This is a genomic window from Bacillus sp. MM2020_4, from assembly GCF_011250555.1.
Lineage (GTDB): Bacteria > Bacillota > Bacilli > Bacillales > Cytobacillaceae > Neobacillus.
In genome coordinates this window covers 12568-37825 of record NZ_JAANMZ010000024.1, presented here as the reverse complement: position 1 = coordinate 37825, position 25258 = coordinate 12568, and the positions used below count along the sequence as shown (strand labels likewise).

General features: G+C 40.6%; 25 protein-coding genes, 2 riboswitches and 1 other annotated feature. Of the genes, 16 read left to right on the top strand and 9 right to left on the bottom strand.

All coding sequences use genetic code 11. The annotated features are described in order from the left end of the window. Nucleotides 1-123 precede the first annotated feature (123 nt). Nucleotides 124-1041 (bottom strand): nuclease-related domain-containing protein, encoded by a 918-nt coding sequence (locus tag G6554_RS15365; protein WP_166243376.1) that lies wholly within the window; start codon nucleotides 1039-1041, stop codon nucleotides 124-126. A 193-nt stretch (nucleotides 1042-1234) separates the two neighbouring features. Here G6554_RS15365 and G6554_RS15360 point away from each other — a divergent pair, with 193 nt between their 5' ends. From G6554_RS15360 to G6554_RS15330, 7 genes are all read left to right on the top strand, one after another. Then, a complete protein-coding gene (locus tag G6554_RS15360) occupies nucleotides 1235-1564 on the top strand; it encodes a PadR family transcriptional regulator (protein WP_166243374.1) in 330 nt (109 codons plus the stop codon). After that, nucleotides 1561-1959, top strand: coding sequence for a permease prefix domain 1-containing protein (locus G6554_RS15355; protein WP_166243372.1), 399 nt, complete (start codon nucleotides 1561-1563; stop codon nucleotides 1957-1959). The genes G6554_RS15360 and G6554_RS15355 overlap by 4 nt, the downstream gene beginning before the upstream one ends. A 12-nt stretch (nucleotides 1960-1971) precedes the next feature. Continuing rightward, nucleotides 1972-2610, top strand: a complete 639-nt coding sequence (locus G6554_RS15350; RefSeq protein WP_166243370.1) for a hypothetical protein — start codon at nucleotides 1972-1974, stop codon at nucleotides 2608-2610. 147 nt (nucleotides 2611-2757) lie between these two features. Next, nucleotides 2758-3447, top strand: coding sequence for a response regulator transcription factor (locus G6554_RS15345; RefSeq protein WP_166243368.1), 690 nt, complete (start codon nucleotides 2758-2760; stop codon nucleotides 3445-3447). 84 nt (nucleotides 3448-3531) lie between these two features. Then, nucleotides 3532-4455 (top strand): ABC transporter ATP-binding protein, encoded by a 924-nt coding sequence (locus G6554_RS15340; RefSeq protein WP_166243366.1) that lies wholly within the window; start codon nucleotides 3532-3534, stop codon nucleotides 4453-4455. Further along, a complete protein-coding gene (locus tag G6554_RS15335) occupies nucleotides 4448-5191 on the top strand; it encodes an ABC transporter permease (protein ID WP_166243364.1) in 744 nt (247 codons plus the stop codon). The genes G6554_RS15340 and G6554_RS15335 overlap by 8 nt, the downstream gene beginning before the upstream one ends. 12 nt (nucleotides 5192-5203) lie before the next feature. Next, nucleotides 5204-6109 (top strand): sensor histidine kinase, encoded by a 906-nt coding sequence (locus G6554_RS15330; RefSeq protein WP_347564318.1) that lies wholly within the window; start codon nucleotides 5204-5206, stop codon nucleotides 6107-6109. 70 nt (nucleotides 6110-6179) lie between these two features. On the opposite strand, the gene G6554_RS15325 is transcribed toward G6554_RS15330, so the two are convergent. Next, nucleotides 6180-8006, bottom strand: a complete 1827-nt coding sequence (locus tag G6554_RS15325) for an amino acid permease (RefSeq protein WP_166243362.1) — start codon at nucleotides 8004-8006, stop codon at nucleotides 6180-6182. 148 nt (nucleotides 8007-8154) lie between these two features. Continuing rightward, nucleotides 8155-8300: riboswitch (cyclic di-AMP (ydaO/yuaA leader) on the bottom strand. Nucleotides 8301-8428: 128 nt separating this feature from the next. On the opposite strand from G6554_RS15325, the gene G6554_RS15320 reads away from it, so the two are divergent. Next, nucleotides 8429-8581, top strand: a complete 153-nt coding sequence (locus G6554_RS15320; protein WP_166243360.1) for a hypothetical protein — start codon at nucleotides 8429-8431, stop codon at nucleotides 8579-8581. Nucleotides 8582-8617: 36 nt separating this feature from the next. Here G6554_RS15320 and G6554_RS15315 read toward each other — a convergent pair whose 3' ends face one another. From G6554_RS15315 to G6554_RS15305, 3 genes are read right to left on the bottom strand one after another with little or no spacing between them, the layout of a single operon-like run. Further along, nucleotides 8618-9712 (bottom strand): GerAB/ArcD/ProY family transporter, encoded by a 1095-nt coding sequence (locus G6554_RS15315; RefSeq protein ID WP_166243358.1) that lies wholly within the window; start codon nucleotides 9710-9712, stop codon nucleotides 8618-8620. Next, a complete protein-coding gene (locus G6554_RS15310; RefSeq protein ID WP_166243356.1) occupies nucleotides 9709-10914 on the bottom strand; it encodes a Ger(x)C family spore germination protein in 1206 nt (401 codons plus the stop codon). The genes G6554_RS15315 and G6554_RS15310 overlap by 4 nt, the downstream gene beginning before the upstream one ends. Next, nucleotides 10911-12491 (bottom strand): spore germination protein, encoded by a 1581-nt coding sequence (locus tag G6554_RS15305; RefSeq protein ID WP_166243354.1) that lies wholly within the window; start codon nucleotides 12489-12491, stop codon nucleotides 10911-10913. Before G6554_RS15305 ends, G6554_RS15310 begins: the two co-directional genes overlap by 4 nt. Nucleotides 12492-12706: 215 nt before the next feature. On the opposite strand from G6554_RS15305, the gene G6554_RS15300 reads away from it, so the two are divergent. Beyond that, a complete protein-coding gene (locus tag G6554_RS15300) occupies nucleotides 12707-13279 on the top strand; it encodes a TetR/AcrR family transcriptional regulator (protein WP_166243352.1) in 573 nt (190 codons plus the stop codon). 140 nt (nucleotides 13280-13419) lie between these two features. On the opposite strand, the gene G6554_RS15295 is transcribed toward G6554_RS15300, so the two are convergent. Beyond that, nucleotides 13420-13674, bottom strand: a complete 255-nt coding sequence (locus tag G6554_RS15295; protein ID WP_166243350.1) for an alpha/beta-type small acid-soluble spore protein — start codon at nucleotides 13672-13674, stop codon at nucleotides 13420-13422. Nucleotides 13675-13780: 106 nt separating this feature from the next. Continuing rightward, nucleotides 13781-13993: a binding site (T-box leader), on the top strand. A 51-nt stretch (nucleotides 13994-14044) separates the two neighbouring features. On the opposite strand from G6554_RS15295, the gene argS reads away from it, so the two are divergent. The 5 genes from argS (at nucleotide 14045) to G6554_RS15270 (ending at nucleotide 19526) form a co-directional block, all read left to right on the top strand. Next, nucleotides 14045-15739: an arginine--tRNA ligase gene (gene argS / locus G6554_RS15290; protein WP_166243348.1), complete on the top strand. Its 1695-nt coding sequence runs from the start codon at nucleotides 14045-14047 to the stop codon at nucleotides 15737-15739. Nucleotides 15740-15811: 72 nt separating this feature from the next. After that, on the top strand, nucleotides 15812-16273 hold the full coding sequence (locus G6554_RS15285; protein WP_166243346.1) for a DinB family protein: 462 nt from the start codon (nucleotides 15812-15814) through the stop codon (nucleotides 16271-16273). An 81-nt stretch (nucleotides 16274-16354) separates the two neighbouring features. Next, nucleotides 16355-17536, top strand: coding sequence for an MFS transporter (locus tag G6554_RS15280; protein WP_166243344.1), 1182 nt, complete (start codon nucleotides 16355-16357; stop codon nucleotides 17534-17536). Between the two features lie 276 nt (nucleotides 17537-17812). Further along, on the top strand, nucleotides 17813-18994 hold the full coding sequence (locus G6554_RS15275; protein ID WP_166243342.1) for a NupC/NupG family nucleoside CNT transporter: 1182 nt from the start codon (nucleotides 17813-17815) through the stop codon (nucleotides 18992-18994). A gap of 47 nt (nucleotides 18995-19041) precedes the next feature. Beyond that, nucleotides 19042-19144: riboswitch (guanidine-I (ykkC/yxkD leader) on the top strand. Nucleotides 19145-19205: 61 nt separating this feature from the next. After that, nucleotides 19206-19526 (top strand): hypothetical protein, encoded by a 321-nt coding sequence (locus tag G6554_RS15270; protein WP_166243340.1) that lies wholly within the window; start codon nucleotides 19206-19208, stop codon nucleotides 19524-19526. A gap of 33 nt (nucleotides 19527-19559) precedes the next feature. On the opposite strand, the gene uptA is transcribed toward G6554_RS15270, so the two are convergent. From uptA to mgtE, 3 genes are all read right to left on the bottom strand, one after another. Next, a complete protein-coding gene (uptA, locus tag G6554_RS15265; RefSeq protein WP_207627636.1) occupies nucleotides 19560-20153 on the bottom strand; it encodes an undecaprenyl phosphate transporter UptA in 594 nt (197 codons plus the stop codon). Nucleotides 20154-20289: 136 nt separating this feature from the next. Next, the gene (locus G6554_RS15260; protein WP_166243338.1) at nucleotides 20290-21477 is read right to left on the bottom strand and encodes an FtsW/RodA/SpoVE family cell cycle protein; all 1188 of its coding nucleotides are present in this window, start codon (nucleotides 21475-21477) and stop codon (nucleotides 20290-20292) included. Between the two features lie 144 nt (nucleotides 21478-21621). Continuing rightward, complete coding sequence (mgtE, locus tag G6554_RS15255) at nucleotides 21622-22980, bottom strand: magnesium transporter (protein WP_166243336.1); 1359 nt, start codon at nucleotides 22978-22980, stop codon at nucleotides 21622-21624. 243 nt (nucleotides 22981-23223) lie between these two features. Between mgtE and G6554_RS15250 the strand changes: the two genes are divergently transcribed. Both G6554_RS15250 and G6554_RS15245 read left to right on the top strand, forming a co-directional pair. Beyond that, complete coding sequence (locus G6554_RS15250; protein ID WP_166243334.1) at nucleotides 23224-24000, top strand: hypothetical protein; 777 nt, start codon at nucleotides 23224-23226, stop codon at nucleotides 23998-24000. A gap of 170 nt (nucleotides 24001-24170) precedes the next feature. Further along, the gene (locus G6554_RS15245; protein WP_166243332.1) at nucleotides 24171-25250 is read left to right on the top strand and encodes a D-alanine--D-alanine ligase; all 1080 of its coding nucleotides are present in this window, start codon (nucleotides 24171-24173) and stop codon (nucleotides 25248-25250) included. Nucleotides 25251-25258 lie beyond the last annotated feature (8 nt).

The window sequence follows — 25258 nt, the reverse complement described above, 5'->3', positions numbered from 1 at the left end:
GAAACAAAGGATTAGTCCTTCATGAGGTTGCTGAAGGACAAATCTCGATAGGGAAACAAAGGATTAGTCCTTCATAAGGTCGCTGAAGGACTAATCTCGAAAGGAAAACAAAGGATTAGTCCTTCAAACATAATAAGTCCATTGTCGAACTCCTGCCTTTTTAAAATTCCTCTCTAAAACCCTTCTAATCGTCTTTTTACACTTCACAACCCTACACCACTCATAAACCAAATTGGTTGTAATCCTCATTTTAGGAAACAGAAGCTTTAATTCATTCACACTCCGCAATACGGCCGTTGTCGCCAACTCTTCGTGCCCGCAATCACCACACACGCATTTCTTTCCGTGAACAGACATCGAAAATGAGCGGCATCCCACACATGTAAGTCCTTTTCGCAGCCCTTCATAATGATACGGGGGCAGTGTGGTATAAGGATTTTCCTCCATATGAAGGGAAATTAATTTATCAGCAAGAAACTTGTGTTTTTCATTTAAACGAGAAGGGAGCCCATCTATTTTTTTCAAATAGCTATTTACCTGTGTTGGAAAGATAAAAGGTTTGTCGAGGGTGGCCTGGTATAGGGTGAACCCGGGGTTGATAAAAACGACCTGGGCTTCAATGGGCAAAATAAACCCAATTTGATGAAGTAATTGACGGAGTAGGGATTTGCAGCGATTCAATTGATGAAGTGGATTAGTATATTCCTTATTGGGCCTCTTATATAATCTATCTACATCAGTATCTGTTTCGTAAAAATAATCACCTTCAAAATTCTTCACTTCGAAAAGGCAAATCTTTTCAGAAACAATAAGCAGCGAGTCTATTTGGAATGTAGTGTTGTTTACGTTTAATAACAGGTCATTTAGGATATAGCACTCACATTGAAGTTTCTTCGTCAACGCGTCAAACATGAGCTCACCTTCATATCCTTTTTTAAGTCTAACATAATGCTGTCTGTCTTTTTCGGGTAGGGTCATGAAGGTGTCTAGCAACTCCAAAATGATTAATTCCTTAGATTTAATACGGGGTTTATACGCCATATGCCACGGCCATTCTTTTTTTATCACTCCAAGTTTATTTTATAAGAATCTCTCTACCTAAGCGGCCAAGGGTTATGAAAATTTTGTTAATTTTTTTTAAAAAAAGGGCCTAATATTACTTTGACAGATAGAGTAATTTCGAGTAAGATTACTCTATCAGATAGAATAGTTATTGAAACAGGGAAGTGACAAGATGATTAGAAGCGATCTGATTCGCGGTCATTTAGATTCGATTATTTTACGCCTGATTTTTGAACAGGATAGGTATGGCTATGAAATATCGAAGGAAATCAGTTTACGTACAGACAATCGATTCCAGATAAAAGAGGCAACCTTATATGCTGTTTTTCAAAGACTGGAGAAAAAGGAATTAATTGAATCGTACATGGGGAGCGTTTCACAAGGCGGGAAAAGGAAATATTACAGGATTACCACGCTTGGGAAAGCTTACTTAAAAGAAATGATTGCGGAATGGAAAGAAACAAAAGAGGTAATCGATTTATTTATGGAGGGGTTAAAGTGAAAAAGTTAAAAAATCATGTCGATGAACTGTTTAAAGATGTTCCGGAGAGTGAGCAAAAGAAGGCTGTTAAGCAGGAGGTTTTAGAAAATCTTGAAGAAAAAGTGCTAGACCTGATAGAACAAGGGAAGGAAGAAGAGGATGCGATCAATAAAGCGATCGTGGACTTTGGAGACATTGAGGATTTAAAAAAGGAACTGGGTGTAAAGCAGCCGGTGAAGAAAAATATGTCAAGATTAAATTTAGGTTTCTCCATTTGGGGGAGCATTCTCATTATCGCTTTATTTGTGTTTATCAATTTTGCCTATTCACCGCAAACAATCTGGTTTGTCTATCCAACCTTCGCGGTGTTATGGTGGCCGCTAGCCATGTATTTTCATTGGCAGCGGTCAAAATAGGGAGGGATTACAATGAGAAAATTCGATCCAGGCTTTGCCGTCGCAGGATGTATCATGAGTATTATCTTTCTTATACTTGTTAACTATCTAACTAGCAGCCAATACGTATGGTTTTTTTATCCTTCCTTTGTATTGTTGTTGTGGCCTATTGGTGTGTACTGTGTGAAAAATGGGAAACATAAACATCTGTCACTTTCATATAGCGTATTGCTCATTGCCTTTTTGACAGTAGAGAATTTCCTCCATTCACCAGAGTATCCATGGTCAATTTTAGCTGTTTATCCAGTATTCTGGTGGCCGATTCTAGTTTTTTTAGGGAAGCGCGCACTAACATTACCCGTGGCATTGATTGGGAGTACGTCGATTATTTTTTATTATGCGGTGCTTAATGTATTCTTGTTTCCACAGCATCCGTGGGCTATCTATCCGGCTTTCGTTGTGTTGTGGTGGCCGCTTGTCATCTATCATGCCAAACAAAAGACATTTTTTGCATTCTCTCTTCATGCTACTCTCTTACTAACGGTCTTTTTTATTACCGTTAATACCGTCTCCAGCCCTAGCGCAATTTGGGCCGTATACCCCATCTTTTGCGCATTGTGGTGGCCATTAAGCATGTACTACTTCGTCTATAAAAGAAAACTCATAAAATAATCATTTGGGTGTTGTCCACTGCGGGGAGACAAGTGTCTTTTTGTGGTGCCTGACACCCTTTTTACTATATAGATAGTATTTGTGTAAATGGTGAAACAAGTTTATGCTGTATATACAAAATTTGGAGAGTAACTGGGTGATGATTGAATGGAGCAAATCAATATTTTGGTTGTGGAAGATGATAATGATATTAATCAATTATTATGCAATATTATCCGGAAAAGCGGGTATGTCCCGCAGCCGGCCTATTCTGGTACTGAAGCGATGATCTACTTGGAACGATCAGAATGGGATATGGTGCTGCTCGATTTAATGCTGCCTGGTATGACAGGAGAAGAGATCTTAGCAAAAATAAGTGAACAAAATCCTATACCTGTCATTGTAATCTCCGCAAAGCTGGAGCAGCAAACAAAAATCGAAGCCTTACGAACCGGTGCGGATGATTACATCACGAAGCCCTTTGATATTGAAGAGGTTTCTGCAAGAATTGATTCCCATCTAAGAAGATCCCGCCGTCTAACTCAACAGCCACATCCTAAAGAATTAACATTCAAGGATTTACAGGTTGATACGGTGGCAAAGACAGTAACTGTTAATGGATTTCAATTGACAGTTACGGCACGAGAATACGCAATCCTTGCACTGCTTTTGTCATCTCCCAAAAAGGTCTTTACCAAGGCGAACGTATATGAAAGTGTCTGGAACGAGGAATTCCGTGGCGATGATAACACCATCAATGTGCATATGAGTAATGTCAGGAGCAAGCTGGCCAAAGCCAACCCTAATGAAGAATACATCGAAACCATCTGGGGAATGGGCTACCGCCTTAAAACTTAATGTTTTCTTAAGAGTTTGCTTAAGCCTTTCTTATGTAATCATACCTATACTAAATTTATCGCCGCATAAGGGAGGTAAATTTAAATGAAAGAATATGTACTCAAAACCAACAATCTATCCAAAAAGTATAAACAGCAACAGGCCTTAAACAAAGTAAATCTTTCGATTAAAAAAGGTTCAATCTATGGTTTTATCGGGCAAAATGGTGCTGGAAAATCAACGCTCATTCGACTAGTGTCAGGACTTGCATTTCCCACAACCGGTACAATGGAGTTATTTGGAAAAGGTAACGAGACGGAGCTTATACAAGCAAGAAAACGCATCGGGACAATCATCGAAGGACCGGCATTGTATCCCCAAATGACCGCTGCTGAAAACTTGGAAGTCCACCGACTGCTAAAAGGTATACCGGGAAAGGAATGTATCGAAAAAACCTTATCCCTTGTCGGACTTCAGGAGACTGGGAAAAAGAAAGCCAAAAACTTTTCTTTAGGGATGAAGCAACGTCTTGGTCTTGCGATTGCACTATTGGGTGATCCTGAATTCTTAATTCTCGATGAACCTATTAACGGACTCGACCCGATGGGAGTCGTCGAAATCCGAGAACTTTTAAAGAAGCTAAACCGAGAATTTGGGATTACCATCTTAATCTCGAGCCATATCTTAAGTGAACTGCATTTATTAGCTACGCACTATGGCATCATTCATAAAGGGGAATTAATCGAGCAATTAACAGCAGAGGAACTAAATGGGAAGTGCCAGCAATTTTTGCATATAAAAGTGGATAATCCGAACAAAGCGGCAACCATACTTGAAACGGAACTAGCCACCAGTGCGTTCGAGGTCATGCCAGACGGTGTGATTAAGTTGTTTGCTTATTTAGATGTTCCTGGTAAAATCTCGACAACCTTAACGAATCATGGTTTAGTCATCGAACAATTCATGCCGATGGGTGAGGACCTTGAAGGCTATTTTATGAATCGGATTGGAGGCGTGAACCATGGGTAATTTGGTGAAATCAGAATTATATAAGTTACAAAAGGATCGTTCCCTTTGGACATTGATCGTCATCCTAATGGCTTCAGCTATTTTTTATCCAGTTCTGATTTTCTTTGATAATGGTGCAAATTCTGCCACAGTGAATGATTTTTATATCGGTACCGCTCTTAGCGGAAACGATTATATTATCAGGCTTGTCCCATGTATACTTGCAGGTTTCTTCATTTCAAGTGAATATTCGAATGGTACGATGAAAAGTATCGGGGCTTCTGGCAATAACAGAATCAGGATCTATTTTGCCAAATTACTGGCTTTTTCAATAGGTGCAGTGATTATTTCATTAGTCTTTCCCCTTGTCATATTGGTAGCCAGTACCATTTTGTTTGGGGCTCATGATCTGCCTGCCTTAGACTATGTTATCCAGACGATGGGCTTAACGATCCTTTATGCGGCAGCATTTGCCTCGATTATGTCACTATTTTCTATTATCTTCAGCGATAGTGGAAAGACGATTGGGTTTTTACTTATCTTTTTCCTTCTATTTGATAGTATCTTATATTTGTTAAGCAAAGAATTTGCCTTTGTTGAGGCCGTTTTTAACTACTCCGTGTTCAAGCTATTTTTGGATATTAAAGCTGAATTAAGTAATGGTGCTTTTTTGAAAATTTTGCTAGTCCCAGTCATTACATGGATGGTGTTTGGGTTTTTAGGCAGTTTTATTTTTCAAAAAAAGGAAATAAAGTAAGGAAGAAAGCGGGTGGGAAGCGTGCTCTATATAACAATTATTTCTGTTCTAGCCGCACTGCTTTTTCTCACTCGTCTTTTTTTTATCAAAAGGGAAATCAAACGCGTCACAGTGCAGCTCAACCAGTTTAATCATAAACAGACGAAAAAAAAGGTTGATCTTACCTTTTTCGAAACAGACCTGGAGAAACTTGCGAGTGAAATTAACCAGCAAATAGATAGTACGATGCAGGCCCAGGCAGAGAAACAACGGACAGAGAATGAGCTGAAACAGGCAATTGCTAATATTTCTCATGATATTCGGACCCCGATGACCTCCATTCTTGGCTATATTCAGTTCCTCGAATCAGCTGACATAGCTCCTGAGCAAAGAACGGAGTATACGACAATCGTTAAAAAGGGGGCGCTCCGCTTAAAGGTGTTACTAGAAGACTTTTTTGAGTTATCGGTCATCGAATCCGCAGATTATCCGCTAAAAATTGAATCTATCAAACTGAATCAAATAGTACCTGAAGTATTGGTTGGATTTTATGAAGCATTTTATCAAAGGGGACTCGAACCGATTATTCATCTTCCGGAAGAAGAAGTCGTCATTAAGGCAGATGCCTCTGCAGTCAAACGGGTAATCGAAAATTTACTGAGTAATGCCCTAAAGCACTCAACGGGAAATGTGACAATCTGTCTTGAAAAACGACGATCTTCGGTTGAGCTAACAATTAGCAATCCTGCCGGCTTCCTTACCGAAAGGGATCTCTTTTTTCTGTTCGATCGTTTCTATAAAGCCGATCAAACAAGAATAGGAAAAGGGACAGGGCTGGGCTTATCGATTGCCAAAGGCTTGATGAAAAAAATGAATGGGAATTTGACAGCGGAATGGCAAGAGGAGCACTTGATGATGAAATGTGAATGGAAGATTTAATGAGGAACTAAAAAGGGGCTCCCCACGGTCAGTTGCATGACTTTTGGGATAGCCCCTTTTGTTTTGTTATTTATTTTTTCAAATGATAGGGCACAGTCGTGATGATTACATTTCTGCGATAGAGCAAGAATGACCGAATCAGTAAGCTTGATTGGTTATGAAGAATATTGTGCCAGCCTTTTTTAGGAATAAACTGTGGAATAATCACAGTGACTTGATAATTGGATTCGCTCGCTTTATGTTCAACCGTATCAACAAATTTGGTTAATGGCTGGATGATGCTGCGATAATGAGAGTGTAATGTCACAAGTCGGATATCGGGCTGCCACTTTTTCCATTTCTCTTCAAACTTTTTTTCGTCTTCTCTTTCAAAAGCAACGTAAACGGCAATAATCTGGTCAGCTGAAAGAGATTTAGCGTAATTTAGTGAGTTTTCCACCACATGCGTAATTCCTGCAACAGGTACAACAATGACATTGCCTTCAATCAGAGCAGCAGGCTCGCAAGTGGTAATCCTAAGTTGGTCACCTACTGAATCATAATGCCTTCTGATTCTATGGAAAATTAAAATGATAATGGGAATAAAAATCAATACAGGCCAGACGCGATCGAACTTTGTTAAAAAGAACACGATGGTTACAGTAAAACTAATGATTGCTCCCGTGGTGTTAATAATAAGCTTCGGTACCCATCCCGTTGGTTTTTCACGAATCCATTTCAGCATCATTCCTGTCTGTGACAATGTAAATGGAATGAACACTCCCACAGCATATAGTGGAATGAGATGTTCTGTCTGACCTTCAAAAAACATAATTAACAGGATGGAGGCAACACCAAGGATGATGATGCCATTGGAATAACCTAACCGGTCACCTCTGATGGTAAACATTCTTGGGATAAATTTATCTTTAGCCAAATTCACAGCTAGCAGCGGGAAGGCTGAGTACCCCGTATTGGCCGCAAGGATTAATATCAAGGCCGTTGTCCCTTGGATAAAGTAATACATGCCATTCCGGCCAAAGATCTCTTCGGCTATTTGCGAAACAACCGTTACCTCGACGCGGGGAGAAATCCCATAATAATAGGCTAAAAAGACGATTCCGGAAAATAGTAGGGCCAGTAACGTTCCCATCGCCATTAATGTTTTCGCGGCATTCTTTGGTGCCGGGTCTTTAAAGTTTGGGATGGCATTGGAGATTGCTTCTACTCCTGTAAGCGCCGAACTGCCAGAGGCAAAGGCCTTTAAGAGTATAAAAAGACTAATGCCTGCAACCGGTGTCCCAAGCGGTGCCGATAAATCGGGTGAAACACGACCCGTTACGATATTGAATAATCCGACCCCAATTAAAATAAATAAGGCGAACACAAATAAATAAACAGGGTAGGCTAATATAGAGGCGGATTCCGTTACCCCTCTTAAGTTTAAAATGGTTATAAAAATGACAAAAATGATGGCAATGACTACATTGTGCGCATGTAAGGCAGGAAATGCGGATGTAATGGCATCGGTACCTGCAGATACACTTACAGCCACCGTTAAAATGTAGTCTACCAACAATGACCCACCGGCAATAAGACCTGGATTAACCCCTAAATTTTCCTTAGAAACCACATATGCTCCGCCGCCATGCGGATAGGCAAAGATTATCTGCCGGTAGGAAAGAATTAAGGCAGCTAAAAGGATTAATACCCCGACCGCAATGGGAATGGAGTACCAAAAGGCAAGGGTGCCCAATGTTACAAGGACAATCAATATTTGTTCCGGACCATAGGCCACGGATGACAATGCATCCGAGGAAAGGATGGCTAATGCCTTCGTTTTTGTGAGTTTTTGTTCCCCTAAAGCTGTTGATTTTAAAGGACGTCCGATTAATAACCTCTTTATAGAAGAAATCACTGCAGTTCACCACCGAATTAAGTATAAAAGTAGTATTCTCTTTGCAACTAAAAAAACAGTCGCTAAGGATATCTTTGGAACAAAAAAAATCTACAAGCCATTTTGAATAGACTTGTAGACATTATTTTCCATGTCGCACAAGCTCCACCTTCCTTCTCATATAACGCTTACGAGGTTAGCTGTCGGATTCGGGCCAATGAGTAGCCCTACCTTTTGAAAGGATTCACCCCTGGGTTGTAGATCAACCCGCAAACACGGTTCCCCCGTACCATATGGTTTCAGCGATTTAGAAATTTGAAACTGTGGATTATCATACTCCCGTGTTGTGGAAAAGTAAATAAAAAAATTTTTAACTTAGCTATGAATGTTATTCAAAGAAATGTAGATAATAGGTGATATTTTATCTTGATAGGAGGCAAACAATGTCTGGCTATAAGAAACCCTTATTTACTGATAGATTTTTAGACGAATTAGCAAGAGAAATATCTCAACTCTATGGAGGCCCTGAATATAAAAATGAGGATGAGGATTCGCAGGTAGGAGGTGGGGATTGGAAGCAGAAGTCAAACGATTGATTAATTAATATAGTACATGTTCAATCAATCGTTTGATTAGTGTTTAGCATGAGCATATTTTTTTCGAAGGCTTCCAATTGCCAAAAGGAGCAGCGGGATTCCCACCATGTTGATCGGTAGCGCATAATACACCCAAAATGTCTTCATATAGCCAAATGTGTAAGATGAATTTGGATAAAGTTGAGCTAAGATAAAAAACAAAGGCGCAGCTATCCAAATCAACTTCCGCCAATTTTTAATGTTAAATAATTGAGCAGCACCATAACAAGCTAAAAAGAAGTAAAGTGATAATTTGATAAAAACACTAAGAATCCAAACTAAGACAGCAATGATTTCGATGTTTTGGACAAAATCCATTACTGAGATGTAGCTAACCACATCAAAAGTAGGGTGACGCAATTTAGCTGAGATCTCAGGACCCAAAACTAGCAGTACGCATAAAGAAACAATGCAAACCGTAAAAGCAGATATAGCAATTCCCCATACGGCGCTTTTTATAGCCTTCTGTGGCTCATTCATAAAAGAAACGAGCATTAACATGGTAACGGACTCCCCAAAGAAAGCCAGCGGAATTAATGTTCCTTTCCAAATCGAAGGAATTCCAGAATCAATAAAGATCGGCATGATATTTTGGGTATCGAAATCCTTAATAGATAACACAACTAACATAATGACGGAAATGATAATGATTGGACCGAAAACTTCACTGCATCGGCCAATTCCTTCGATTCCTCCAACATAAGTAACATATATAAGCAGTAAAAGCATGGTCAGATTTAATGCCCATGGGGGGGTCGTCGGAAGCAGAATGGTAATCGTAAAATCAGAAAACTCTCTTAAAATATTGCCAATCACTGAAAACCATTGAATGAGGTAAGCAATCACAATCAATGTCCCAAGCCACTTACCTAAAAGTAGCCTGCTAAATTGAACTAACGAATGTTTGGGATAAAGCAGGGCTGTTTTTGTGGCAATGTAAACAATGAATACGCCCAAAAAGCTAGCGATCATATAAGAAATCCATAAATCCTGCTTGGCATCTTCCATAACAGGGCCAATCGTGAGAAGGATAATGTTTCCTGTTTCAAATGTGAACATCAGCCAAAATATTTGCAATCCCGACAATTTCATTTTTTAATCTCACTTTCTTTAAACAATAAAGATGGCCCATTCATTCCGATTCGTTTAATTTTTATGTCGGATTGGACTGAAATATCTGCCTGTGAAAACGTCTGATTCCAGTTTCTTTTCATCGTCTTCCACTGGATTGGATGCTTACGATGAATGGCCTCACCAAAACCGAAAATATCCAAACCATATTTTTTTTGAACCTTTTTTATGGTTTGCTGAACCTGCTTTTGTGCTGCCACTTCAAATTCCTTTTCTAGTAGCTTTAAATTATTGTTATACTCAACATTTAAACCAGAGTTATTTTCTGTCAATGTTCCTTCACCTATCAATTTGACAGTAAAATTAACCTTGTTATTCTTACTTAGTATTGGTTCGATTTTGCTCGTTATTTTCGTTAAATTTATGCTGGCATTACTATCCTTTGTTTGAATACTAATATTTATCTTTTTTAGATTGCCCATTACCCAGAGCATATCTCGATTTTCTGCCGAGTTAAGAAATTCTCCAACCATTTTAAGGTTTTGGTCAAACACGCTAACACCGGCTAAACGGAATACCTTTGGGTTCGGGGATGTATCTTTCCCAGATTTTATCCCTTCAAGCGAACTGCTAATTTCAATGGTCGGAATTGTTGGACTAATTCCCTCACGGTTTGCCGCAATCAGTAAATGTAAATAAGCGGTATCACCTCTCCCGCCACTCTGCCGGTGCTCCTTTAATGCCGAAGCGGCGGGGGATTTCTCTAATGGATTGGGGACAGTAAGGAGTTCTTTTGCTTTCATCCCCTTTACCACAAATATATCGGACCGAAGGCTGACATCAGGAGACCGGTTATTCAAATCAAGCTCTTTTTTCAGCCCGCGTCTTGCGAACGCCTCGCTAAAGAAGATCAAGCGGCGTTGGCCAAAAAATGCTTCCCTAGGGAGTTTTGTCTGTATGTTTTGCAGGGCCTCCTCAGCATTTTTCCCCTTTGCAGAAATGGTGAAGTATCCCTGACCTGCCGCTCCACCTCCACCGCCTTGGGTTTGAATGTTCGCCGGAATCACAATTTGCCCGCTTATTTCAATCTCGCCATTTTCAGCTACATCCCAGCCGGATGCCAACCAAATCGCCCGTTCATTTAATTCTTTGCGATCCCAGCAGCCAGAAAGAAATAGCAAGGACAGGCAAGAACAAAGACAAAGAAGTGGCATTTTGTTCATTGCTTCGTACCTCCTTTTTGGGGGCCTGGCTTCTGCCCTGTAGGAATACGCTGTTTATTCCTACCAAACGTAAAGATAGGACCGGCCGTGTTTGCCCATCTTGGCACCCGAAAAAACACATCCTTTAAATCTACAGGTATTTGCGGGGCAACGGGAGTGAAATAGGGAACGCCAAAAGAACGAAGGGTGACGAGATGGATGGTCAAGGCAATAAAGCCGATGACAATACCGTATAAGCCAAAAATCCCTGCTAAAAGCAGCATTGGAAACCGGATAAGCCGTAACGCCGTACCCAGGTTGTAACGTGGTATGGCAAATGAAGCAATCCCCGTTGTCGCCACAACAATGACCATCGGGGCCGATACAATTCCGGCTTGTACAGCAGCCTGGCCGATAACAAGCGCACCGACAATACTGACGGCTGACCCAACTGCTTTTGGCAGGCGAATCCCTGCTTCCCGCAGCCCCTCAAAAACAAATTCCATAATTAGCGCCTCTACGATGGCAGGAAATGGGACGCCTTCACGGGCCGCGGCAATACTAATAAGAAGTGTGGTTGGGATCAGTTTAGGATGATAGGTAGTCAAGGCAACATAAACAGATGGTAAATACATTGTCATATTAAATAATATATAACGAACTAGCCGAATAAAGGATGTGTAGAGAAATCGTTCATAATAATCTTCTACCGACTGTAGACCGTTCCAGAAGGTCATAGGAACAATAAGTACGAAGGGTGTGTTATCCACCATAATAGCCACTTTACCTTCAAGAAGATTTGCAATGACAATATCAGGTCTTTCCGTATTTTGAATTTGGGGAAAGGGTGTAAAGGGATTATCCTCTATAAACTCCTCGATATATTCCGATTCCAATACTCCATCAATTTCAATCCGACTAAGTCTCCCGCGAACCTCCTCTAATAAGCTTTCAGAAGCAATTCCCTCAATGTAGGTAATCTCTACACTTGTTTGCGACAATTTCCCAACGGTTAATGCTTCGAATTTAAGCCTCGAACTGCGAATCCTTCTGCGTAGCAGCGAAGAATTGGTGCGGATGGATTCCGTAAATCCGTCCCGTGGGCCGCGAATCGTAATTTCGGTCGCCGGTTCTTCAATACTGCGCTGGGGCATTCCATTTAAATCAGCAACAATACCCTTTATTTCTCCCTCAAATATGATTCCAGCATTACCCATTAGGATCCCGTCAACAAGTTCATCAATGGTTGAAATATTCTTAATGGGTGTGACCGCGAATAGTTGCTGCTCAATTATTTGTTGAAGTGAATGAACTTTGTTTAAGCCGTGAGGAAACCCTTCATATAACAAAGGCCGCAGCAATCCCTGTTCTAAAGTCTTTGTATCTGTCAACCCATCTAAATAAATTAAAAGCAATCTAGGTTTTCCTGCTTCGTAGATGGGATGAGTGACAAGGTCAGCACAGTTTTGAAAAAGATCCTTTATTATTTGCTCATTTGCTATAAGCTCTGAACGCAATGGCTCATTTTTTATAGTAGAAGGATAGGGGGTGATTTTATTGCCATCAAAATGCTTTTTTTTGCGGAACCGAATCATCATATATCCCCCTTATGTAACTGAGTATATTTTTCCAATTCGAGGGGGTTGTATGCATTTTCTTTCAGTAGATAACCATTTTTTATATCTGCTAAATGGTAATTGACAATTTCCAAAAACTTTACAGGAAAAATTGAAAACAGAAGACAGGCTGTGGTATAGTAAAAGTGTTTGGAATGACCGAAAAACTAAATCAGTCAATAAGGAGGGTGATGCAAATGGCACCCGACAGGAGAAAGATGATTGTGGAGGCAGCTACAAAGTCCTTTTCATTATTTGGCTTTAAAGCAACGACAATGGATCAGGTTGCGAAGCTTGCCAATGTTGGAAAAGGGACCATTTATACCTTTTTTAAAAATAAAGAAGAACTGTTTGAAGAAATTATTTCTTCGCTTGTGAAGGAAATGATTGTGGAGGCGGATGCAGCCATCCAGCCGGATTTACCGTTTACGGAAAATGTTCATCACGCCTTATATCGTTTATTAGAATTCCGCTCCCAGCACCAGCTTATGATTAAGCTTGTCCAGGAAGAAGCTGAAATGGGAACATTGACGGTATCTGAAATGCTCCAACATGTAGAAAACGAGATTATTGCCTATCTAAGGCAAAAAATTGAAACAGCGATTGCGAAAGGTGCAATTACGAAGGTCAACACAGAAATAACCAGCTTTCTTTTGTTAAAGATGTATATTGCCCTTGTGTCTGACTGGGAAAGAAATCACGACCCGTTAAGTTCCGAGCAGATTGCTGAAATCATGAAGGTATTTCTATTAAAGGGGTTGCAGGGGTAACGGGACTTCTTTGCTTTAGCTTTATGAAGGACAAATCGAGAGGGTAGCAGCAGGGATTAGTCCGTCACCGGCCATATGAAGGACAAATCCCCCGGCTTTCAAGAGAGATTCGTCCTTCATACCAGCTTAGACCCAAGCAATCACGGCTTTTTACTTAAGTTTTCCTGGGCCATTTTCACGAGCTCCCGCACCATACTGCCGCCGAGCCGGCCGCCCACTTTTCCAGCCTGTTCAGATGTAAGCTGACCGTTATAGCCCTTTTTCAATGGAACACCGACCTCTTCGGCTGCTTCAAACTTCGCATCCTCCGGGTTCGCAGATTGAACAACCTGCGCTTTAAGCACATCCAAGCCCCTTCGTGCTTCAGGTACAAGTATTTTATTTCTTCTCGCCATCGAAAATCCCTCCTTTAAAAATAGGATTTCCTTAATATAAAAATTCATCAATATGGGCTGGATAAATCCTTATCTTTCCAGTATAATAGCTGGTAATCGAGCTATAAATAAATCAATGAAAAAGAGAGTAGTTATCTAGGAAGTCAAAGCGAGTCAGGGGCGGTGGAAGCCTGATACAGAGCAGATAATGAAGCGCACTTTTGAGATGCTTGCCTGAAAGTAGTAGGGTAGGCCGGAGAATCCTCCGTTACAAAGTTAAGCCGGTTCTTTTTGAACAATTAGAGTGGTACCGCGGGATTATCAAACTCTCGTCTCTTTATATAAGAGGCGGGGGTTTTTTGTTTTTTATAAAAAAAGGAGGTCTATAGAAATGAATTTTAAGAAGGAGCTGGCAGCCGTTCTCTTTGAGCTGCTTGACCAGGAAATGGCAGCAGCGGATCTGGAACTGATGATTGAAAAACCAAAAAACGCCACACATGGGGATTTGGCCTTTCCATGCTTCACCTTATCAAAGCTGAAAAGAAAATCACCTAATCTGATCGCACAGGAACTAAGTGGAAAGATACAGTCCCCTATTTTTGAAAAAGTGGAAGTCGTAGGCGCGTATCTTAATATCTTTTTAAACAAAAAGCTGGTTTCCGAACAGCTCATCAGCAGCATTTTCGAACAAAAGGGGCATTTCGCAGACCTCGAATTTGGGGCAGGCGGCAATATAACAATCGACATGTCCTCACCGAATATTGCGAAGCCTTTTTCAATGGGACATTTGCGTTCGACTGTAATAGGAAATTCTATTGCTCTCATAACAGAAAAATGCGGCTATAAGCCCATCAAAATCAACCATCTGGGGGACTGGGGGACTCAATTCGGAAAATTAATTACCGCCTATAAACTTTGGGGTGATGCCGAAAAGGTAAAACAAAACCCGATTAAGGAATTACTGGCTCTATATATTAAGTTTCATGAAGTGGCAGAAGCCGATCCAGCACTAGAGGATCAAGGCCGCAGCTGGTTTAAACGATTAGAGGATGGCGACGCGGAAGCGTTAAGCCTATGGCAATGGTTCCGCGATGAATCGCTGAAGGAGTTTTCAAGAATCTATGAATTAATGAATGTTGAATTTGATTCTTATGCCGGCGAGGCTTTCTATAATGACAAAATGGAACGCATCGTCAAGCTGCTCGAGGAGAAACAGCTGCTAATTGAATCTGATCAAGCACAGGTGGTTGAATTAACCGATGAACAGCTGCCGCCGTGTCTCATTAAAAAGTCAGACGGGGCTACGCTTTATGCCACCCGTGATTTAGCTGCCGCTCTCTACAGAAAAGAAAACTATAATTTTGTTCAATCATTATATGTCGTTGGTCATGAACAAAGTCTTCACTTTAAACAGTTAATCGCCGTATTAGGAAAAATGGGCTATGAATGGTCGGAAAAAATGGTTCATGTTCCTTTTGGCATGATGTTAAAGGACGGCAAAAAGATGTCGACCCGTAAAGGCAAAGTGGTCCTTTTAGAAGAAGTACTAAACGAATCGATTGCGATGGCGCACCACAATATCGAAGAGAAAAATCCAAACCTGGCAAACAAAGATGTAGTAGCGAAACAAGTAGGGGTGGGCGCAGTTATTTTCCACGACTTAAAGAACAATCGAATGAACGATATCGAATTTTCCTTAGAGGAAATGCTGCGCTTTGAAGGGGAAACAGGACCATATGTTCAATATACCTTTGCCCGTGCCTGTTCCATTTTACGAAAAGCCAATTGGCAAACCGAATCACAGCCTGAAACCTTCACAAATTCCTGGGATAAGGAATGGAAAGTGGCCAGTCTATTAATGGAATTTGCTCCCGCTGTTAAAAGAGCTTGTGAGAATTACGATCCGTCACAGGTGGCAAAATATATTGTTGACCTTGCCCAAGCCTTTAATAAGTATTACGCAGAGGTAAAAGTCTTAGAAGATAGCACGGAGAAACAAGCACGCTTGGCCCTTGTTTACAGTGTTACGGTCGTTCTTAAAGAAGGATTACGCTTATTGGGCATTGAAGCACCGGAAGAAATGTAAGGACATTTTGTTTTATAGTTGGTGAATAATGGTATAGAATAAGGCTATGTCAATTTTAAGGGGGCTAACGAAATGAGCGGATTATTATTTAAGAGTTTTGAGTTAACCAGGGGTAAGTTGATTAATAATGTGGAGGGATTCGACGAAGCTATACTCGATGTCCAACCGCAAGGATTTAACAACACACTCCACTGGCATATCGGCCATGTATTAACGGTTGCCGAACAATTTATGTTTGGCTTTCCGAAAAAGTCAACGAATCTCCCTGCGAACTATATGGAACTTTTTGCATCGGGCACAAAGCCTGCTGACTGGCAAGGTGACGTTCCATCCGTTCAGGAATTGACTGCACAGTTAAAGGAGCAACTCAAACGCATCAAGGAAATTCCAGGAGAACGCTTTAATGAAAAGCTGAAGGCTCCTTTTCTTGGTCAAGAAACGTTTGGGGAACTTGGCAACTTTGCTGTTTTCCATGAGTCAAATCATCTTGGACAAATGCATGCAATGAAACGCGTTATAGAAGCTGCAAAGTAAAGGATCATGAAAATTCCGTTTCTACTAATCGTAGAAACGTTTTTTCATTTTTTTATTTCAGAAAGGGAGTTTTTAACTTCTATGGAAAAACAGATGACGAAAGAAAAGATTTGGACAAAAGACTTTGTGCTGATTTGTTTAGCAAACTTCTTTATCTTTCTTGGATTTCAAATGACACTGCCGACCATTCCGTTGTTTGTGGAGGATTTAGGCGGAAATGAACAATTAATTGGGTTTGTGGTAGGCATCTTTACCTTCTCTGCGTTGCTGCTGCGCCCTATTGCAGGTAGTTCGCTTGAAACAAAGGGGAGAGGCTTTGTCTATCTAATTGGATTAACTGTTTTTGTTCTTTCGGTCGGTTCTTTTGGGTTTTTAACCAGTATTGTTTTACTATTTGCGATGCGCGTCGTTCAAGGGGCTGGCTGGGGATTTTCCACTACAGCCTCAGGAACGATTGCTACTGATTTAATCCCTGCTTCGAGAAGGGGCGAGGGAATGGGCTATTACGGGCTTTCCGGCAATTTAGCATTGGCATTTGGCCCCTCCCTTGGACTGATTCTAACCGGTATTATTTCGTTTAAACTATTTTTCTTAATTTGTGCGGGATTAGGGTTGATGGCCCTTCTGTTGTCATCAAGAATTACCTATAAAAAGGTCGAACCTAAACCGAAACAGACTAAAACAAAGCTTGATCTTTATGAGAAAAGCGCCCTAAAACCGTCGATGTTGATGTTCTTTATCACAGTCACATTTGGCGGGATTGCTGCTTTCCTGCCGTTATATACGGCTGAAAAACATATTGCCGGTATTCAATTTTATTTTCTCATCTATGCCCTTGCATTGATGGTGACAAGGACTTTTGCCGGGCAGTTATACGACCGGAGAGGACATATAGCTGTTTATATTCCCGGTACATTGTTAATCTTGGGGGCGATGATTTTGTTGGCATGGCTTCCGAATAGTACCGTTCTTTACATAGCGGCTATTCTCTACGGTCTTGGCTTCGGGACGGTCCAGCCTGCCTTACAGTCATGGGCGATTGAAAAGGTTCCTATGAATCGAAGAGGGATGGCGAATGCGACGTTCTATTCCTTTTTCGATTTAGGCGTTGGGATCGGGGCAATGGTGTTCGGGCAAATTGGCCATCTACTCGGTTACAGCAGTATCTATAAAACGGCTGCTATTTCAATCTTCATTTCGATGCTGCTTTATTTCTATTTTCTATACAAAGATCGGATAAGTGCAGGACAACAGGGATCATAGAGAGCGTTAATGGTAAAGGGCATGGAGGAAATCTCCATGTCTTTTTATCTTTCTTCATATGGGTAAGGATGGATGATTCGGTGACAACAGGGATAAATTAATTATTGAATGATAGTGAATAACCTGAATTTTGCCTCTTCCCGTCATGTGGTTGACACCTAATAACCACAATTCTATAATCAAAAGGTTGTTTGAAAACGTTGTCGATTTTTGTCGGAAATTTTATATATTGCTCGTTATACACTGAGGGCTTGTCTGAAAAAGGAGAGAAACTTTTTGAAATTTATTTTGTTTTTGGCCGCATTGGCCGTCATCTTTTTACTTGCTTTTATCGTAAGTAACAATAAAAAAAGAATAAAATTGAAGCCGGTTGCGATTATGCTTGTTTTGCAGCTAGTATTCGCTTATTTATTGCTTAATACGGAAATAGGCCTTGTGATTATTAGAGGTGTATCTGCGTTGTTTGAGCATCTTCTCAAGTATGCGGCAGAGGGAATCAACTTTGTCTTTGGCGGAATGGCCATGAAGGGAGCGGCACCCTTTTTCTTAAATGTTCTGATGCCGATTGTCTTTATTTCTGTCTTGATTGGAATTGCTCAGTACATAAAAGTCCTGCCAATCATTATTCGTTTCCTTGGCTTGGTTTTAAGTAAGGTGAATGGTCTCGGGAAATTAGAATCCTATAATGCAGTCGCATCAGCTGTTTTTGGTCAGTCTGAGGTGTTTATTTCGGTGAAAAAACAGCTGCCATTCCTTCCTGAACATCGATTGTATACACTGTGTACCTCTGCGATGTCAACCGTGTCGGCATCCATTTTAGGGGCTTATATGACCATGATTGATCCGAAATATGTTATTACTGCGCTTGTTTTAAACTTGTTTGGTGGATTTATCATTGCCAATATCATTAATCCATATGAAGTAACGGAACAAGAGGATATTATCGAGATTCATGATGCCGAGAAACAAACCTTTTTTGAAATGCTTGGAGAATATATTTTGGATGGCTTCAAAGTAGCCATTATCGTGGGTGCCATGCTGATTGGGTTTGTTGCGTTAATCAGCATGATTAATCATATATTTGCAGCAATCTTTGGTATTAGCTTCCAAACCGCTCTTGGTTATGTGTTTGCTCCACTGGCTTTCGTTGTTGGCATCCCTTCATCCGAAATAGTCGATGCAGGAACGATTATGGCGACCAAGTTGTTATCCAATGAATTTGTAGCGATGATGGATTTAGGAAAATTAACGGATTCGTTGTCTGGCAGAACAGTGGGGATCATTTCTGTTTTCCTAGTATCGTTCGCTAACTTTTCGTCCATTGGGATTATCAGCGGTGCTGTAAAAGGCCTAAGCGAGAAGAAAGGAAATCAAGTGGCGAAGTTTGGCCTTAAATTGCTATTTGGCGCAACCCTTGTCAGCCTATTAACCGCAGCCATTACGGGTATTATGCTTTAGTTCCTTATTGAATTCTTTTGTGCTAAAATTATCATATAATAAAAAATACGCTGGTTTTCTAGGGTTCCGTGGCCATATTGGCCAGTCTGGTCCGAGAGAAAACGCGCACCTGTCATGGTGCGGACACGGAAGGACAAAAGCCTGGGAGAAATAATCGCGCGTCGATGTATTTCTTCTAGGCTTTTTTTATATTAATAGGAAGGAGTTTGAAATGGACGTTTTACTTGAGAATAAGTGGACAATTTTAGTGTGTCTTGAAGTATTGGCTTGGTCATCAACTTTTTTCTTGTTATATGCGAGATATGGATTAAAATCGACCTTTTGGTTTAAGGTAGCGACAGTTCTCTTTGCGGTAACGGGAGTGATCCCACAGGTGTTGATGGGCATTCTTAATTTTATCTCGACCAAAAAGGTGGATCTGTTTACCCTAATCATTGTGGTACTGATCATATATGGCTTTACCATTGGGAAAAAGCATGTAAAAAGGTTGGATGCTTGGGCGCAGGAGAAATTTTCAAAGCAGACAACTTGAGAAAGAACTAGTAAAAAACCACCGAAAATGAACTTAATCGGTGGTTTTCTTTGTTTTTTTGACTAAAAAGTAGATGGCCCCCAACACGACAGCAGCAATTATGATGGGCAACACATATGGCTGAGCGAATTCTTTCACATGTGACCAGTTGCTGCCTAACACCTTTCCTAAGTAGAGGAAAAGAATCGACCATGGCAAAATGGCTGCAACGGTGTAAAGGGTAAATTTACCGACGGGCATTTTTGCAATCCCGGCAGGAATGGAAATGGCATGCCTGACGACGGGGATGAATCGGGCTGAGAAGATGACTCCTGCACCGTATTTTCTAAACCAAAGTTCTGCCACATCAATATGGTTCTTCTTAATCAAGACATACTTCCCGTATTTCTCCAAAAAGGGACGTCCGCCATAATAACCGGCCCAATATAAAAATAATTGGGCAATTGTGCCGCCGATGGTACCGGCAATAACAGCACCTGCAAAATTTAAATGTCCTTGAGAAATCATATAACCGCCATAGCCTAAAACAATCTCGCTCGGGATAATCTCTATCATTAATCCCAGCGCGATACCAAAGTACCCTAACTGCGATAAAAATTCTAAAATGGAGTTAAAAAAGTCTGCCATAATTCACCTTCACTTATGTAGTAGTATAACGTTTATAGTGTATCTTAGTTTGTCTGATAATGAAATTAATATGGTGAATTTCCTTTATTTATACCTGGTCACAGAAAGGGCAGCGGGAAACGCTGCCTCATTTAAATTAAGCCTGTAAGGAATTTTCTGTTGAAAACATGTATGTTTTATGGTGATAGCGAAAGCTGTAAATAAGACCCATTCCGAACATATTACCCATAAGCGAGCTCCCGCCGTAGCTGATAAAGGGCAGCGGAATACCTGTAATCGGAAGTACTTGAATCGTCATCCCGATATTTTGGAATACATGAAAGGTGATCACGCTGATAATGCCTGTACAGACATAGGTATTAAATGGGTCGCGGGTGTGCATAGCAGTCTTGATTAAATGATAAATAAGCAGAAAAAAGAGACCAACGATGATACTGCCACCGACGAAGCCATACTCTTCCCCAATCACGCTAAAGATGAAGTCGGTATGAGCCTCCGGGATATAAACCTCGCGATGACCAAAGCCCTTCCCGGTAACAAGACCTGAGCCAATGGCACGTAACGACCTTAACAAGTGAAAGCTAGAGCTTGTGGCATGACTATAGGGATCAAGCCAGGCATAAATTCGATTAAATTGATAGGTTTGTACGTGCAGGTATTTTTCAAGAAATTCAGGCTTTATTAAGACAAGATAGAAAATAAGTGCTGCAAATGACGCGCCCGCACCATAGATTGGGATGATGATTTTCCATGAAATTCCCGAGATTAGAATAAGTCCGGTTAAAATTGCTAAAATGACGAGACCTGTGCCAAGGTCCGGCTGCAACATAATCAATCCCAGCGGCACCGCCGTAGTGATCCCTAATTTTACTAGTAAAAGGAAATCAGTTTTCAGTGATTTTTCCAGATGGTTTTCCTTATGGGTAGTGATGACACGACTTAGCGCCAAAATCAAAAAGGTTTTCACAAATTCCGACGGCTGGATTTGCCCGATGCCTCTAATGACAAACCAGCTTTTTGCTCCATTTCTTATTGGGGCAATGGATTCTGGTGCAAGGTAAACGGTAAGAAGCAAAAGCAACCCGAAGCAATATAAATACCAGGAAAGCCGCTTATATTGATAGCTGTCGATAAAGATGGAAACGGAGATAATAGCGGCCCCGATCACATACCAAAAAATTTGCATGCGTAAGAAATTTTTTGCTCCATATTGCTCTGAAGCTTGTGCACTATAAATAGCTGCACAGCTGATTAAAAAAAAGAGGAATAATAATAAGGTTAACGTCCAATCAAAACGGTCAGCCTTTTTCTTGTATTGATCCATCTGCTACACCCATTTTTCCAATAGTAATCTATTTTTTTGCTGTAAGGGGTTACCAACAATCCCTATTTAGGGAAAATATGACATCATTACCTATTATAACGATTCAACGGGCGAAAGGTTTCAATTTGTTTTCTCAATAGGAATCTACATAAGATAGTTTATAAACATTGTGGCGATGCCAAAGTAGGTGAGTAATGAAAAAATATCGTTTAAGGTGGTAATTAACGGCCCGGATGCTACTGCGGGATCAATTTTCAGTCGGTAAAGGATCAGGGGAATAATCGTTCCTGCCAGTGTACCGATGATGAGAGTGAAAAATAAGGAGCAGCCGACAACAGCGCCTAAAATTAAATTCCCCTGCCAGATATAAGCGATAATGGCGATAAGAATGGCACAGGTAAGGCCAATGGTGATGCCCACGCCAAGTTCCCTTGCAATTAAGCGGGTAACTGCTCGTTTATTAATATCATGAGAGATCAATCCCCTGACAACGACAGCGAGAGACTGTGTCCCGGTGTTTCCTGTCATCCCAGCAATCATTGGCATAAAAAAGGCTAAAGCGACAACTTGTTGGAGGGTATCTTCAAAGCTACTGATAATTCTTCCAGAAATTACCCCAATAAATAAAAGTAAAATCAGCCAGGGAAGACGTCTTGCTGCCGCAACCAATGTTTTGGTTTCAAAGTCGATCGACTTCCCAGAAGCTGATAACTTTTCAATATCTTCATTTGCTTCCTTAATGACAATATCGATAATGTCATCAACCGTTACAATCCCAACAAGGATATTGTCCTCGTCAACAACCGGGATGGCTAAAAAGTCGTAACGTTCCGCTATTCGCGCGACAACCTCTTGGTCAGTTGTTACGGAAACAGAAATGACCCGTTCGTACATGATTGTGCGGATTTTCTCCTCTGGTTCAGCTAACAGTAAATCTCGGTAGGAGACAACCCCGACAAGCTGCCGGGCTTCATCAATGACATACAAATAGTTAATCGATTCAGCAAACTCAGCAAATATTTTAAACTTATCGACGGCTTCTCTGACAGAAAAATAATCACGAATCCAAACAAAGCGGTTGGTCATCATTCTTCCTGCTGTTTCCGAAGGGTAATTCATGATGTCTTTGACCGCATTGGACTCCTCTTGTTTCATGCCAGAAAGGAGAGACTCCTTTTTCTCCGGAGACAATTCATTTAATAGCAGGGCCAAATCATCATTATCCATTAAATCCAGTACCTTACTGGATTTTTCGATACCGAGAATATTTAATAACCCGAGTTGATCTGGCTTTTGAAGCTCCTCCATTAAATCAGCGAGGACGTCAAATTTTAAAAATAATAGGAATCTTCCTTTATGCTTTTCAGGTAATTCTTGATATATTTTTGCGACATCATAGGGTTGGAGTTCCTCTAGAATCGCTTCAAACTCCGTCTTTTTGTTTTCCTTCAAGGCTTTAATAATATATAACGTTATTTCATTGGGAGTCATATCTTTAATCATGCACTTTTGTACACTCCTTTCAGGCGCGGGGGTGATGACAAAAAATGGTAAGACAACAAATTTAGTCAAAGGATTTAGTCATAGTATGTGTAACACAGAATCATTTTTTGTAAACGAAATGAAATATGCTATTTGACCTATTATTTGATAAAATAAGGAAGTATTTACAAAAGGTATTTGGAAGTTTCATGGAAATTGACCCGTGAAATTTATGTATATGTTGTTGAACGGAGGAGTTTGACTTTGAAAAAGCATCATCAAGACATACAGGATCTCATCTACATTCATTTAAATCAAACAGATCAGTATGTACTATCCTATGGTATTGAATTCGCCGAATTTACTGCTGCTTTTTCTGGTTCATTAAATCATCTACTCTTACTTAAGCACGGTTTTGATGATGCTGACTTTAATATGCACACACTACTTGACTATTGTCCAGAAGAGCGAATTAACAAGTTAGCTGCAGAAGATGTCTATAGTTACGGAAACTTCTGCTGGATTGATTTTATGGAAGATGATGTCCTAAATGAACTTACAGGTCAGGAATTAGCTGAATTACTCTATTTAGGTCATCAAAAGCAGCATTTAAAATTACCTTTTTACAATAAACTGGGTAACCGCTTTGTTTATTTAGCCCATGATGATGGCTGGTATAATAAAACCTATTACCGCAGCTTTAAGGACTTTTTTCATTTACTTAGTGAAGTGCTTGCCGGCAAACTAGGGGAAATGAAGCTGGAAAAATCAATCCTGGGGATTCGGAAAAAACGTGACTATCCGCAGGTGAACAAAGAAATTCTCCTTTCGTTAACCCCTTTCATAAAGGAAGGGATTTGTATCTCATTACGAGACGTAGACCATCAGCGCGGCCGCATTGAAATTCCGATCTGGGTGATAGGCGATTATGCGAATATGGATGATATGGTGGAGGAATATGAACTAATTTCCACTAAACCCTACCATGCGAAGATTATCTTTGATAAAAAAACAAAAGAGTGGAAACTTAATGTCATCTAAGATCTCTCCGATTTGGGGAGATTTTCTTTATGGTATTGGTTTGAAGCAAGCAGTATGTATCATAAAATAAGGAAGAGAAAAAACTTTACTAAAACTCGTCTGCCACATTTCCTTTCTTATTTAATAAAATGATAAAATATAACCGTGACAGAGAATATGGAGGTTTATTTATGAAAACAAAACTAGGTTTGTTATATGGGGGAAAATCCGCCGAGCATCAGGTGTCTTTACAGACAGCACGATCTGTTATTAATGCATTGGACCTTGAAAAGTTTGAAATTCATCCTATTTACATAAATGTTGAAGGCGCGTGGATTAAAGGACCACAGTTAAGCGGGCCGGTAGAAGAGGTCAAGGCACTTGAATTTTCACAGGGACATTCCCTATCACCACTATCACTGGCACCGTCATTTCAACAAGATGCGCAGCAGGAAGCAGCACCGCTTGATGTCATCTTTCCATTGTTACACGGACCGAATGGCGAAGACGGGACTGTACAGGGATTATTGGAATTACTAAACCTTCCCTATGTAGGAAACGGTGTTCTGGCATCAGCTGCTGGAATGGATAAAGTGATGATGAAGAATGTCTTTGCACAGGCCGGTTTGGCACAAGTAAACTATGTTGCTTTTATAAAAAGCGAATGGACAAAGGCAAAAGAGGAGTCATATGCCAAGGTAGAAGCAGAACTCGGATATCCGTGTTTTGTAAAACCGGCGAATCTCGGATCGAGTGTTGGAATCAGTAAATGTACGAATCGCACAGAATTAGAAGCGGCATTTGTGGAGGCTTTCCAATTTGACCGTAAAGTGATCATTGAAGAGGGTGTCACAGCACGAGAAATTGAAATTGCTGTCCTTGGAAACGATGATCCGCAATGTTCTGTAGCCGGTGAGATTGTTCCGAAAAAAGATTTCTATGATTACAAAGCGAAATATGAAGACGGGGATACAGCGTTGATTATTCCGGCTGACGTAACGGAAGAGGAATACGAACAATTGAGGGAAATGGCGATTCGATCCTTTAAAGCATTGGATTGTTCCGGGCTTGTTCGGGCTGATTTCTTCTTAACGAAAGATGGTAAAGCGTTGATTAACGAAGTCAATACAATGCCTGGCTTTACGCCATTTAGCATGTTTCCGCTCCTATGGAAACATACTGGTGTAGAGTATCCGCAATTAATTGAGCGGCTAGTGGATCTTGCGAAAGAAAGACATGCGGAGAAACAAAACATTAAATATACTTTTTAACTGACGAG